14 protein-coding genes are annotated in these 12,149 nt (G+C 66.1%); 7 read left to right on the top strand and 7 right to left on the bottom strand.

What is annotated here, in order from left to right; genetic code table 11:
• Positions 1-359: 359 nt before the first annotated feature.
• The 7 genes from UK12_RS24670 to UK12_RS24640 form a co-directional block, all read right to left on the bottom strand.
• Positions 360-620, bottom strand: coding sequence for a hypothetical protein (locus UK12_RS24670; RefSeq protein ID WP_045305323.1), 261 nt, complete (start codon positions 618-620; stop codon positions 360-362).
• A 108-nt stretch (positions 621-728) separates the two neighbouring features.
• Positions 729-998: a hypothetical protein gene (locus UK12_RS24665; RefSeq protein WP_045305322.1), complete on the bottom strand. Its 270-nt coding sequence runs from the start codon at positions 996-998 to the stop codon at positions 729-731.
• 33 nt (positions 999-1,031) lie between these two features.
• Positions 1,032-1,811 (bottom strand): peptidoglycan recognition protein family protein, encoded by a 780-nt coding sequence (locus UK12_RS24660; protein WP_045305321.1) that lies wholly within the window; start codon positions 1,809-1,811, stop codon positions 1,032-1,034.
• On the bottom strand, positions 1,799-2,143 hold the full coding sequence (locus UK12_RS24655) for a hypothetical protein (RefSeq protein ID WP_052682130.1): 345 nt from the start codon (positions 2,141-2,143) through the stop codon (positions 1,799-1,801). The genes UK12_RS24660 and UK12_RS24655 overlap by 13 nt, the downstream gene beginning before the upstream one ends.
• A 279-nt stretch (positions 2,144-2,422) precedes the next feature.
• Complete coding sequence (locus UK12_RS24650) at positions 2,423-3,139, bottom strand: response regulator transcription factor (RefSeq protein ID WP_045305320.1); 717 nt, start codon at positions 3,137-3,139, stop codon at positions 2,423-2,425.
• A 36-nt stretch (positions 3,140-3,175) separates the two neighbouring features.
• On the bottom strand, positions 3,176-3,802 hold the full coding sequence (locus tag UK12_RS24645) for a TetR/AcrR family transcriptional regulator (RefSeq protein ID WP_045305319.1): 627 nt from the start codon (positions 3,800-3,802) through the stop codon (positions 3,176-3,178).
• Between the two features lie 213 nt (positions 3,803-4,015).
• Positions 4,016-5,917 (bottom strand): helix-turn-helix domain-containing protein, encoded by a 1,902-nt coding sequence (locus UK12_RS24640; protein WP_045305318.1) that lies wholly within the window; start codon positions 5,915-5,917, stop codon positions 4,016-4,018.
• A gap of 149 nt (positions 5,918-6,066) precedes the next feature.
• On the opposite strand from UK12_RS24640, the gene UK12_RS40010 reads away from it, so the two are divergent.
• From UK12_RS40010 to UK12_RS24615, 7 genes are all read left to right on the top strand, one after another.
• Positions 6,067-6,225: a hypothetical protein gene (locus UK12_RS40010; RefSeq protein WP_156178908.1), complete on the top strand. Its 159-nt coding sequence runs from the start codon at positions 6,067-6,069 to the stop codon at positions 6,223-6,225.
• Positions 6,226-6,411: 186 nt separating this feature from the next.
• Positions 6,412-7,362: a quinone oxidoreductase family protein gene (locus tag UK12_RS24635; protein ID WP_045305317.1), complete on the top strand. Its 951-nt coding sequence runs from the start codon at positions 6,412-6,414 to the stop codon at positions 7,360-7,362.
• A gap of 89 nt (positions 7,363-7,451) precedes the next feature.
• Positions 7,452-8,234, top strand: coding sequence for an IclR family transcriptional regulator (locus UK12_RS24630; protein ID WP_045305316.1), 783 nt, complete (start codon positions 7,452-7,454; stop codon positions 8,232-8,234).
• A 356-nt stretch (positions 8,235-8,590) separates the two neighbouring features.
• On the top strand, positions 8,591-9,016 hold the full coding sequence (locus tag UK12_RS24625) for an SsgA family sporulation/cell division regulator (RefSeq protein WP_045305315.1): 426 nt from the start codon (positions 8,591-8,593) through the stop codon (positions 9,014-9,016).
• Positions 9,013-9,183 carry a hypothetical protein gene (locus UK12_RS40005; RefSeq protein ID WP_156178907.1) on the top strand — a complete coding sequence of 57 codons (171 nt, stop codon included), beginning with the start codon at positions 9,013-9,015 and terminating at the stop codon, positions 9,181-9,183. The genes UK12_RS24625 and UK12_RS40005 overlap by 4 nt, the downstream gene beginning before the upstream one ends.
• A gap of 50 nt (positions 9,184-9,233) precedes the next feature.
• Entirely contained in the window at positions 9,234-9,725 is a 492-nt protein-coding gene (locus tag UK12_RS24620; RefSeq protein ID WP_045305314.1) for a hypothetical protein, read from the top strand.
• A gap of 1,930 nt (positions 9,726-11,655) precedes the next feature.
• Entirely contained in the window at positions 11,656-12,111 is a 456-nt protein-coding gene (locus UK12_RS24615) for a hypothetical protein (protein ID WP_045305313.1), read from the top strand.
• Positions 12,112-12,149: the final 38 nt, after the last annotated feature.

Genomic DNA, 12,149 nt, shown 5'->3' with positions numbered 1-12,149 from the left:
AAGACCGAGCTGCGGCTGGCACCCATCGATGGCTCGCCGGTCGGGGCGACCCCAGGTTCCAGACCGAGCTGACGTGGCTTCGGCCGGCCACGTACCGGCGACGTTCCAGGCTGCGCCGACAGTCGGGGAAGACTGGCGGCCTGGAGCGCTGGCGTCGTCTGCGGGTCCGGGAGTTCGGAAGGCCAGTTGCCGACTCGTGGTGGATCCGGTGTGGCGGATCGAGCCCCCCACCAGCCGTACGCGGTGCGTGAGACGAGCGGCATCGGATCCTCCTCGGTGTTTCCCCCACCATGCGCTCGGACCCGGGGCCTTGGGTAATCCCGGCTGCTGTGCCGGGAGACGGCCAGCTGAGGGGAACATCAGGACCGCCCGATCTCGGGGTACACGTACAGGAGCGTCTCCACGATAGCGACGGCCGCCCTGCCGTCCTCCACGTCCTGGTGCTCGGGGTCGTAGTCCCCGCGTTCGCGCCACGCCCGACGGACCAGGGTGAGCAGCTCCTCGGGAAATCCGTAGTCGCCGGGGTACGTCCAGCGGGGTCGCCGGGCATTCGGAGTGGGGGCGTAGTGCAGGGGTATGCCGGCCGGTGCTGAAGCGCCGGCCGTGGGTGCGGGCGTCATGGGCTGACCCTAGCTCTGCGAATCACTCGTACGGCGGAGGCGCATCGGCGTCGGGCCGAACGGGGGAGGGCGCCAGCTCCAAGCTGGCGCCCTCGAAGTTCCGAGCTGTCAGTTCGACGGCGGGGTGACCTGCGTCGGATCGAGAGCCGGCCCGGCGGGTGCAGCCGTGGCTCCGGTGCGCAGCCACGAGGGCAGCCACTGGTCGACCACGGGGAGCGCCATCAGTCGGGTGATTGCGGCGGCGACGGCGAGTACGACTCCGAGGCCGGGCACGGTATCCGGCAGGCCGGCGGTGTGGATCAGCAGGGGCAGGCCGGCCAGGAGCCCGAGAGTGGCCTGAAGAGCGGTTCGGGTGGTTCGGCGTGCGGCGTCAGTCAAGGCTGACCTCCTCGTTCGTAGGCGTGGGTCGGGTCAGGTGATGTTGTCGGTGCGCATGGCGGCGCCCCAGGTGACCGGGCCGACGATGCCGTCCACCGGGTCGAGGTTCTTCTCCGTCTGGAACTGGCGGCAGATGCTGGCCGATGCGGGGCCGTACCAGCCGTCCACGGTGATCGACCAGCCCCGGTCGCGCATCCGCTGCTGCCAGGTCCGGACGTTGTCGTCGTGCAGCATCGGCGTGCGCAGCGCGAGGTACTCACCGGGCCAGGCCGGGCCGGCTGACGGGCTCGGTGAGGGAGTCGGCGTGGGACTTCCGCCACCGCCAGGGCGCGGGGCGCCGGCCTGGACCCAGGCGTACAATTCGTCGCCGGGGCAGTCTGTATTGAAGTCGTCGCGGTGGCCCCGGATTTCGTCGCCGGCGCCGTTGGCCTGGAGGTAGTCGATGGCGTCCCGGAGGCCCTGAAGCAGGGTGTCGCCCGCGCTCTCGTTGGTGCCCTGGATTGCACAGACCGCGTACCGCGCGTGGTTCACGGTCTGGTTGCCGTTGGCGCCGCTCTCCTTGTGCAGGCCGCGCCCTTCGAAAACGTAGCCGTGCTGGCAGACGACAAAATTGTAGGCAATATCCACCCAGTGCTGGACCGGGTCGGAGAGGTGCTCCTGGCGAATTGCCCGGACCTCGGCGGCGCACTGGGAGTGGTCGGGGGTCGTGTACGGGCCGCCGATCCAGTGCACATCCACGCCCAGCGCAGTCGGGAGATCAGCGGCTGGAGTTTCGGCGGGGGCTCCCCATTCGGTACGGGTTACGAGCTGCATCCGTTGTTCTCCTCAGCGGGAAGGGGGGTCATTGAGCGGGCCGCCTGGAGTTCCGCCACCAGGGCCCGTAGGACTTTGAATTCGTCGAGCACGGCGTCGTGCGTCTCCTTGGCCTGCTGGACGCTGGCCCGGCCGACGACGGAACTGCCGACGAGAAGAAGCGGCAAGCTCCACAGCTGCACGGTGTTGCTCCAGTAGAGGAGCGTGCTCATGGCTGCGGGGAAAAGGATGGGGAGGAAGCCGTAGGCGAAGAAGAGATAGGTCGTCGCCATCGATCCGAAAATGCGGGTGGCACGGACGGCGACGCGCTCGTTGAAGTCGCGCCAGCTCACTCGGCGACCTCGCGTGTGGTCACGAAGTGCGCCGAGTGAGCCGGCGGGCCGGCCTTGTGGAACCGCACCGCCTGCCACGGCGGCTCCGGCAGCACGTGGATGCCATCGGGCATGAAAGCGCCCCCGGTGAGTCGGTAATTGATCAACTCACCGTAGGGTTGGGAAAATAGCCTGAGATAATGGCTGGTACGGCTGCGAACGCAGGAGGACGGGCTCCCTCATGCGGGGGCCCGTCCTCGGATTCTGATGCGTTCAGCGCACTGCCGGCGCCTCGTACCGTCAGCCGTGGCCGAAGCGGAACCCCACTCCGCGCACGGTGACGATCCAACTGCCCGAACCCAGCTTGTTGCGCAGGCTGTTGACGTGCGTGTCGATCGTGCGGCTGCGGCTCACCTCGGCGTTGCCCCAGACCTGGCGCTCGATCTGCATCCGCGAGACCACCGAGCCGGGTTTCGAGGCGAGCAGGTGCAGCAGGTCGAACTCCTTGCGGGTCAGTTCGACCAACTGCCCGTCCATACTGACCTCCCGGCAGCCGGACTCGATGCGTAGTGAGCCGTGAGTGATCGGCGGGGCAACGGCGGGACCCGGCCTGACCCGTCGCATCACGGCCTCCATTCGGGCGATCAACTCCGGGAAGCCGTAGGGCTTGACGAGGTAGTCGTCCAAGCCGGCCTGGAGGCCGAGGACCCGGTCCAGCTCGCTGCCCCGGGCGGTCACGGATATCACCGGTGTGTCGCAGTTGGCTCGGATCTCCCGGCAGACCTCCAGGCCGTCCAGGTCGGGGAGGTCGAGATCGAGCAGCACCATGTCGGTCCGGTGGTAGGCGCGAAGCGCCTTGCTGCCGCTGTCGACACTGGCTGCCTCGTGGCCGTGCCGGCGCAGGCTCTGCACTAGGCGGTCGGCGGCGTATGGGTCGCTCTCCACTACCAGGACGCGCCAGCCCTCCCTGACTGCGCTCCCTCGGTGGTCCAACCGGTCGGTGAGTTCGTGTGGCATTGACTCCCCTCGCGCATTCACTGTGAGGACAGGACGTCAGGAGGAGCCCGCGTCGGGGCGTATTTTGATGCTGTTCAGAACGACGGCGAGGATCGCCTCTAGCTCGCTCGCGAGCGGGTACCCCTCGGTTCGCGTCCAGCGGTAGACCGCGCCCAGGTAAGTGTCCCGCAGGATATTCCCCACCAGGAGTGCGTCGATATCGGGGGCAAACTCCCCTCCAGCCTGCCCCCGCTCGACCATCCCGGCGAAGAAGAACGCGGCGAACGGCTCCTCCAGCATCGGCTGGCCCGCCTGCACCCACGCCTTCAACATGGCTGGCGTGGTGCTCCGCTCTTCCTCGTTGATCCGACTGAGCACTGTCATGCAGCGCTGCAACCGGAGTTCGAACTCGCCCCCCTCCGTGAACACGTCACCCTCCAACTCGGCCTTGAGCCGGGCCCGCCGCCGCTCGCCCCATTCCGTGATGAGGTCTTCCTTGCGCTGGAAATGGTTGAAGAACGTCCCTCGCGCAACGTCGGCGCGCTCGACGATTGCATCGATCGACGTGGCGTCATAACCCTGCTCGGCAGCGAGCTCCAGGGCGGCTTGGTAGATGCGTTCCCTTATCCGCTGCTTGTTGCGCTCGCGGCGTCCCGGTTCCGCTGTCGCGGTCGGCCTGTCCATTCGATGTATCTCCCCTGTGCCCCGGTGGTGCCATCAGCCGACCGCTGACAGCCCCCCCTGGCTGTATTTATACCAGAAGATAATCTTGGGCCGCAGTACACGTTCGCCCGTGATCCCCGACACACCGAGCTCGCCGCCGCCCAGGCCGAGCAGCGCGACATCGGCGCGGCCTCGGCCGCGCCCGCCAGGGGCTTGGCCGAGGCCGTCGGGGACTCACGCGCACAGAGCGGTAACGGTGCCTTCGTAGCCCCTCACATGCAGTGAGCTGGTGCGCTGCCGAGGAACCTCGTCCGTCAGTGCGCGCGGCTCCGGAATCGCGAACCCGTGCAGCACCGCGACAGCGAGCACCACCAGATGCCGATCGCCGCTGTGTGAGACAAGGTCCCGCTGCAGAATCGGGAGCACCGCCCGAAGGTGCGCCCGGACGGTCTGAGGGTGCCGGCCCAGCTGCTTACTGGTTCGCTGGGTGTGGGCGTTGCACATCACCCATGCCTGGAGCGTCGTCATGAGCTCGTCGGGCACCGGAGCCAGCAGTGACCTGGCCCACTGCCGTACCTCTGCCGTCGCCAGTAGATCCGCGAGGTGCAGCCGCTCCCCTTCAAGAGGGAGTGAGGGCGCCGGGGCCACGCCCGATGGCATGAGCTCCAGGGCGAGTGACAGGGCGGCCCTCGCCCGGACGTCCTCCAGGTCCATGCGGAGGAGCTGCGAAAGACTGCGCAGTCGGGCGGTAACCGTATTGCGGTGCACCCCCATCAGCTGGGCGACGCCTCTGATCGGGACCTCCAGGTAGAGCCTGAGAGTCTCCAGCAGCGCGTCACGCTCGGCCCGGTCCTGCTTCAGGACGGGGGCCAGCAGAGACAACGCCCAGTGCTCGGCGCGACCGTCCAGGGTGGGCACCAGGCACTGGTGGCCCTGGTACGTGGCGGCGCGCGCCGGGTTCTGCCGGGCTGACGCGAGGGCTCGCAGCGCGTTGCGGTACCCCTGGGACACCCACTCCAGGGCGACGATGTCGCTGGCCCCAAGTGACCAGTCGTTCATCTCGGCCACCATGGTGCCGAGTAGTGTTCCTGCGGAATCGGGGCTGTCCGTGGCGCCCTGGGGGGCGACGACGATCACGTGCTCCTCGTTTATCGGGCATCGCACGGCCAGCGCCTCCTCGCCGAGGGCGGCGCTGCATTTGTCCGCGACATCGTTCCGTTCGGCGGGCCGGACCTGCAGGATGTAGACGCGTACCTGATCGACCCTCAGTACAGACGGGTACAGCGCGCCGGCCACCCGCTGGGCCTTGGCGATTTCACCGCTGACGAGCAGTTGGAACACGGCGCTTCGCAGTGCGGAGGCGGTGCGTCGCTGCCTCTGCTCCGCGCGGTGCGTCTCCTGGAGGTACTGGCGCAGGGCCAGCAGTTCAGTGGCGTGTGCGAGGGCGTGGACCAGCGACGGTTCGTGTGGTGCGACGCGCGCGGTGACGAGTACGGAGCGGGGAAGCTGTGTGCCGACTGCGGCTAGCCGGACCTCAAGGTTGCCCACATCGAGGCGGCCGGAGGCGAGGGCACCGGTCGCGATCGAGTGGATCGCGCTGCGGGCCTGCGTGAGGACGCACCGCGCTACGTGTCCGCGATCGTACTCGGGGGCTGTGACTGTGGGGCGGCCCTGGGAGTCCACGAGGAGGACGTGGCCGTCGATCTGACGCGCCAGGCGACGTACCAGACGCGCGGTGTGGTCGACGCCCGTCCTGGGGCTGATGTGCTCCAGCAGCTCGTCGTGCCACGCCACTTCCTCGCGAAGGCGGTCGAGCTGCTCGCGGTGGATCAAATCGGCCAGTTCGGTCCAGGAGACGCGGGGGGAGACCGTCAGAATCGGCAGCTGCCGCGCACCGGCGGCTGCCGCGAGAGCCAGCGGGGCGGTGTGGTTGGCGCATACGACGGCCACACCGGACGCCCCGTGGTGGACCAGGCTGTCGACCCACTTGTCGCAGCGGGCTCGGTCGTCGGCCCAGCCGCCGGCGGTGATGGCCAGCTGGTTGCGCAGTTTGGTGTTCCACACACCTCGGTCGAGGTCGCGAAGCCCCTCCACCTTGCGGGCGGAGTAGCTCGAATCCACGAGTTGAATGTCCATGCCAGGTCTACTGACGAGAAACCCTAGAGTAGCCATTTAAGTCCCCAATCGACCGCAGCGACCGCCATTAGGTGGGCTGCGGTCGGGCCGCCCCGCACTTGCGATTTTTCCGCGATTTGACATAAAGTTCTGTACTGGTGGTGGTTTGGATGACGCGTGCATGGCCAAAAGGTGCACGCGAGCCGATTATCGCGACGCTGGGAACTCTAGGAAAAACCGCAGAATCGGTCAATAAAAAACCGTCAAGTGTCACGGCCTGTCAGAACGGCCCCACCCTGCGCGATGCCGCCGGCATTCTCGCTCAGTGAGATACCGCCCCGCCTTTCTCACCCAGTGAGAAGCCGCGCCGCCCCCCTTCTCACCCAGCGAGAAAGCACACAGTGCGCCTTCTCGCCCAGCGAGAAAGCAATGTGACGGACAATCAGCCAGTTGGTTCATACCAGTCGATGACCTAGCCTGTAGCCCGATCGGAACCACCCGACCTAGGGAGAGCCGTGAGGGCCGTCGTCATACGTCAATTCGGTGGAGCAGACGAGCTGAAGCTGGAGGAGGACTACCCAGACCCACTACCACGCCCCGGCCACCGGCTGATCGATGTCCACATCGCCGGGGTCAACTACGCCGACCTACACGGCGCAACCGACACCTACCTCGCACCCGTCGAGCTGCCCTACATCCTCGGCAACGAGTTCGTCGGCACAACACCCGAAGGCCGCCGAGTAGCCGCACTGACCAAGGGCGGCGGGTACGCAGAAAAAGCCCTCGCGCACCGCGCGGTCACCTGGGACGTCCCCGACGACATCACCGACGAACAAGCCGCCCACCTAGCCCTCCAAGGCAACTCCGCCTGGCACATCCTGCTGAACACCGCCAAGCTGACCCCCGGCGAAACCGTCGTAATCCCAGCCGCCGCCGGCGGCCTCGGCACCCTCGCCGTACAACTGGCCAAACTGGCCCGCGCCAAGGTCATCGCACTCGCCAGCACACCCGAACGCCGAGCCCTCGCCCTCGAACTCGGAGCGGACGCGGCCCTCGACTCCTCCACCACCGACGGCCTGACAGACCGCATCATCGAAGCAGCAGGCGGCCCCGTACAGGTCGCCCTGGAAATGACCGGCGGCCCCACACTCCACGCACTCGCCGACGCACTCGCCCCCAGGGGCCGCCTCGCCGTCTACGGCTACGCCTCCGGCCAAATCGAGGACATCTCCATGCGCACGATCCTGGAGCGCTCACTGACCGTCTCCGGGTTCTGGCTACCGCACCTGTACGCACTGCGCACTGCACTACCCGCCAGCATGAACGCCCTCTACGGACTCGTCCGCACCGGTGACCTGCGGCTTGTCACCGGGCACACCTACGCTCTCGGGGAGGCAGCGCAGGCACACCGCGATCTGGCAGACCGCAAGACCACCGGCAAGCTGCTCCTTGACATACGGCGGTAGCCTGCGAACCGACGAGCCTGAACGGGCGTCACAGAGACAAGCACCAACCCGTGCCACCGAGCACGAGGAGAAGAAGGAGGGGGTAGGAGGTGGCTCTCAGCCATGCCGAGCGCGCGTTTCTGATACAAGGAGCGATAGCTAGACTCGGACGCCCGGCCCGAACCGGCGAGATCGCCAAGGAGGCAGGAGTCGACGACTCGACTGCCAGCCGGATCCTGCACAGCCTGGCCCCCAAAGGCGTATTCAGACACCATGAAGACGGCTCCTGGGACCTCGGCCTCGGAGTCGCGGACCTCGCGTACCGCGCCCTGGAAGCGACCGACGACCTCGACGCCATGCAACACGCACTCGCCCAGGCCCGCCAGGACACAGACGACGGCCTGGTTTTCCTCTACATGCTGGCCCCCCACCTGCCCATCGGCCGCCAGTGCGTCCTGATGCAGGTAGGCGACTCAGACCTCGTCGAGCTGAACATGACCCCCCGCGACGTCCTCAGCGTCACACGCAGCCTCCGCACCGGCGCGAGCGGACGCACGATCCTGGCGTTCCTCCCCCCAGCCGTACAGGAACGCGTCATCGCCGCTCCCCTGCCCGACGAGGCTGGCCCAGGAGCAATCCGCGACCCCGAAGATCTCCGGGCGTCACTCGCCCACGTCCGAGACGTCGGATACGCGCTAGGCCGCCAGGAGTGCATGCCGGGATGGAACTCGATCGCCGTACCCGTCTTTTACGAGGACAGCGTCTACGGCTGCGTCCTGATGCTCAAGCCCGCCACCGTCATGCCCCAGGCACCCCCGGAGTACATCAACGCCATCAAGGCAGCGGCCGTCCGACTCAGCCGCTCCGACATGGCCTGGCCAAACCCAGCCTGACAATCAACCACCAGTAGGGCCGGTCACCACGTGACCGGCCCTACTGCTACGCCCAACCACCACGCACCGGCAAACCAGGTACAGACAAGCAACTCTGACACACACTCAAAACAACATTTCTCAAAACCACCCGCACGGCCCAACCGCTGTGCGCAGGTGCGACAGATTCTGTGCACCCGTCAGGTACCGCATCATCACCACGATCTCTACTCTTACGTATACAGGGCGACGCTCACACCCACCCATCGCCCACAACTCCGCTGCGCCGCATTTCGCGCGCCATGCAGCAAATTCGCGGACTGACACAGAAATCGACCCGCGAACCTATCTCTCCGCGCCGAACTCCGGGAGAACCGATGGCCACCATTGTCGAACTCAACCTCCAAACGCGCCTCGTCGTCTCGATCACCCGCGCCATACCCATGACCGTCAGGCTCACGTACAGCAGCGGCGACCCCCTCGCCGTCCACGCCTACTTCCCCGCCGAGTACTCGCTGGAGCCGACCACCACCACCGACCCCGAAGAGGTCGAGTGGGTCTTCGCCCGACAGCTGCTCGCGGCCGGAATCGACATGCCGGCCGGCCTCGGAGACGTCCGAGTGATGCCCATGTCCTCCGAGACCGTCGCCGTAGAACTGCACAGCGCCGAAGGGAAGGCCCTGCTCCTCGTGGAAAGGCGAGACCTCAGCCACTTCCTCTGGCACACCTACCGCGTCGTCCCCGTCGGCCAGGAGCACGAGTACGTCAACACCGACCAGGCACTCGCGGAGCTGCTCGCATGAACGAGATCCCCTGCCAGGTCTGTTTCACGCCCGTCTCCCCGGAGGAGGAGGTCAAACACCCCACCGTCCAGGGGCTCCTGCTCGAACTCCACCGCATCTGCCTCATCACAGAGGCGCTCGTGCTCCTAGCCGGCCAGCCCGGCACCCGGCACCTGCGAGTGGTCTGATACTCCGCATTCGCAGACGCCGAGGCCATGAGGCGGGCTAGCGTCGGAGGGTGCGAAAGATCGACACACTCTCAAAAGCCCAGAAGCGCGCGATCATTCACCAGTACGAGGTGCGCGGCGACGGCGCCCGGCAGGTCGCCAGCTGGGCGACCAAGGAGCTGCAAGTCCAACTTTACGAGCGCGACGTCTACACGCTCCTCAAGGAGGCCGACGTTCCCCGGCGCGGCCCCGGCGGAAGCGAAAAGCTCTCCGGCTACGGCACCGCCCGCTGCACCCGTTGCCTGAACGAGGACGCCACGGGACTGACGCGAGGAGATGCCACGCAGCTCATCCGAACCGCCGCAGCCGCCTTCGTCCTCATGACCAACCATCTCGCCGGCAAATCGGGCCAGCAGGCGCCCTTCAAGCTCCCCGAGGGCGAGAGCTACGCCGACGTTCCACGAAGCACCAGCTACGGCGACCTCATCGCCGCCATCAACACGGCCGGCGGCCCGGAGGCCCTGGAGCAGGCCCTGCGCTTCGTCCTGGACGACAAGCGGTAGCAGCGCCGGCGGGCCTGGCCACTGCCTGACACTGCCGGCCGGGCTAGAGTTGCGGCCTATCCCAGCCACCAGGGGCGGCTTTTGTCCGAAATTTCACTTAATGGTGGGGGTCTGCCCTATTTCGCCCTAGTTCTCTTGTGAAATGTGGCGAAACTCACATGGTCCTGAATGTCCCACTTTGCCCCCATGGGGACCTGATTAACCTGTTAATCGGGCTGTTTCTCCACTCTTTATGCGCAATTCCGCCATGATCACCAAAAAGGCGTTATGGAATCGTGCTTGACGTGACCTGATTACGTTAAGTGAATTCGGGCATAAGTGGTCATTCTGGGGTGCACTGCCTTGAATCCGGCGTAGCCGACACGGGGCGCCGCCCTGGTTTAGACCAATCTGCGCGCGCGTCTGAGTTGCTCGCTCGCCGGTCCAGACCTCTGCGTACTCATGTCTAGACCATTTCCAGTGGTAAATGCCTCTGTCCTCATAGCGGACGCGAGTGCCCGCGCGGAGGCCGGAGCCAGCGGCCGGACATCCCCGCCTGGCGGCTAGCGCGGGAGTGCTAGCAAATGATTTCCTCGGGGATATTCACAAGCTCGCAAGGGGGCGCAGGCGCCCGAGCATGCCACTCGCGTATCGCGCACCCGAGCGCGGCCGCAGCCTGCCATAGGGGGCTTGCAGGCGTGTCTGTGGCCTACAGGGGAGTCGTAGCAAGGGGGCCGTATGGGGCACCCCCGAATTTCGACACCCCGACGGCCGGGCGGGGTGCGGCGGGCGTGGCGAGAGGGCGGTCAGGCACCCCTGTATGTCCCGCTTTGCGACCTAAGACAATCGTCCAAAATGTGGCGTGAGTCACGCGGCAAATTAGGGCAAGACAGGCATGAGAGGAATGTCTATTTTCATCCGTGCATAGCCGGTGATCTCATGCCTACAGGCAAGTAACTTAGTCTCGCATTGTGAGAAATTCTACTATTTTCCAAGATTCTTTTTCGTTGACGCACGGCTGTGACCAGGGATTTTGTTGAGAGACTCAGACATTTTGGGACGTATTGGTTGTAGGCACGTCCCCGGGACGTGCCTACAGTCGTTTTCGTTCCACCGCACCACAGCAGCCCCGACCGGGGGCGGCGGCGGGGGGCGCAGGAGGTGAGGCAGGGCAGCGGGCCTGGCAGGGTCCGACACGGGAGCGCCCGACCCCGGTACGCCGCTAGCGGCTGTTCTCTGCGTTATGCGTGCCAGTGGAAAAACAACGACGGGCGGAAAGCCCCTATTACCTCTGCGCCGATTTAGGCCCCGTGCACACCGGCTCTGTCCGGCTCTGGCGGTAGCTGCGCTCCCTTACGGGCAAGCGGGCAAGTGGAGGGTAGGCCAAAACCGCTTATAGCGATACCTGTGATACGTGGGACGTTAGGTGTCCTGTCGGCCGTACCCGCGCGGTTTCCGTGCTCCCAAGCTTTCCGGCTGATAGTGACTGCAATCCTGGCACGTTGCCCCGCGTCGGGCGTGCAATGGCAGAACGGCGGAGATAGGTACCGGGCTGGGCGGAGACGTTGTCTCTGCGGTCTGTGGCCTTACCAACGCCGGGGTGGACTCCCTGTCTAGCGCGCATCTCCCGCACTGGGCCTTATGGCCGGAGTAGGGATATCTGCCGCTTCCCTCCGGGGATTCTGGTGATTTTCCTAGGGGGCCGGATGGCCAGTGATCCGGAGAAAAACGGCGCAGTATCAAGCGATGGGCCCCGGTGGGGATGCCGTCGCCGGTGGTGAACCCTAAACCTGATGCCGGATGGCTGTTGGTTACAGGCGCCACGTATCCAGATCACGTATGCATGCCCAGAGAACGGGGCGCTTAATTTCGTGGAAACCCTGTGGTTTGGGGAGCAAGTTCGAACCTTGCTAAGCGCGCTTGTTTCGTTCGCACTCGTGAGGGGTGGAGCATGGCTATTCGCATCATTACTGACGACGAATCGCGTAGTCACAAAGCGGGCCCGGTCCGCGTGGACTACCGGGGCAAGGTGAACTTGCGCGGTGCGCGTGCGCCGGAGGGTGGCCGAGCAAATCAGGCACCGGCGGTCGGGCGCAACGTCCGTCACCAGAGCTACACCGGTAAGCAGCTCAAGGCGCCTAAGCGCGTCATCCGTAGCAGCAGGCCCGCCGGTTATCAGCAGTCGCCCACCTACGCGCCCGGCAGCCACGCACGCGGCATGGGGTACTCGACCAACGGGGGTTACTTCTCGGACGGGCCTAGCTTCGATCTGACGACGGTTGTCGGAATGCGCGCCGCCCGGGATTTCTGGTCGGGCATTGCGCGGGGGTTGGAAGAACAGGGCCAGGACGCGAGTCACGTGCGTGCGCAGGTGGCCAACCTGCGACGTGTTCTCAAGGAGATGTGATGGGGCGGAAGCTGACTGACCGCGAATTGCGGGAAGCA

It is taken from the genome of Saccharothrix sp. ST-888 (assembly GCF_000955975.1).
Taxonomy (GTDB): domain Bacteria; phylum Actinomycetota; class Actinomycetes; order Streptomycetales; family Streptomycetaceae; genus Kitasatospora.
The sequence above is the reverse complement of the archived record's forward strand: the minus strand, read 5'-3'. Positions and strand labels throughout refer to the sequence as shown.

Excerpts from the sequence above, each read along its gene's own strand:
- UK12_RS24670 (WP_045305323.1), bottom strand. The coding sequence starts at position 620 with ATGACGCCCGCACCCACGGCCGGCGCTTCAGCACCGGCCGGCATACCC.
- UK12_RS24660 (WP_045305321.1), bottom strand. The coding sequence starts at position 1,811 with ATGCAGCTCGTAACCCGTACCGAATGGGGAGCCCCCGCCGAAACTCCA.
- UK12_RS24650 (WP_045305320.1), bottom strand. The coding sequence starts at position 3,139 with ATGCCACACGAACTCACCGACCGGTTGGACCACCGAGGGAGCGCAGTC.
- UK12_RS24645 (WP_045305319.1), bottom strand. The coding sequence starts at position 3,802 with ATGGACAGGCCGACCGCGACAGCGGAACCGGGACGCCGCGAGCGCAAC.
- UK12_RS24640 (WP_045305318.1), bottom strand. The coding sequence starts at position 5,917 with ATGGACATTCAACTCGTGGATTCGAGCTACTCCGCCCGCAAGGTGGAG.
- UK12_RS40010 (WP_156178908.1), top strand. The coding sequence starts at position 6,067 with ATGACGCGTGCATGGCCAAAAGGTGCACGCGAGCCGATTATCGCGACG.
- UK12_RS24625 (WP_045305315.1), top strand. The coding sequence starts at position 8,591 with ATGGCCACCATTGTCGAACTCAACCTCCAAACGCGCCTCGTCGTCTCG.
- UK12_RS40005 (WP_156178907.1), top strand. The coding sequence starts at position 9,013 with ATGAACGAGATCCCCTGCCAGGTCTGTTTCACGCCCGTCTCCCCGGAG.
- UK12_RS24615 (WP_045305313.1), top strand. The coding sequence starts at position 11,656 with ATGGCTATTCGCATCATTACTGACGACGAATCGCGTAGTCACAAAGCG.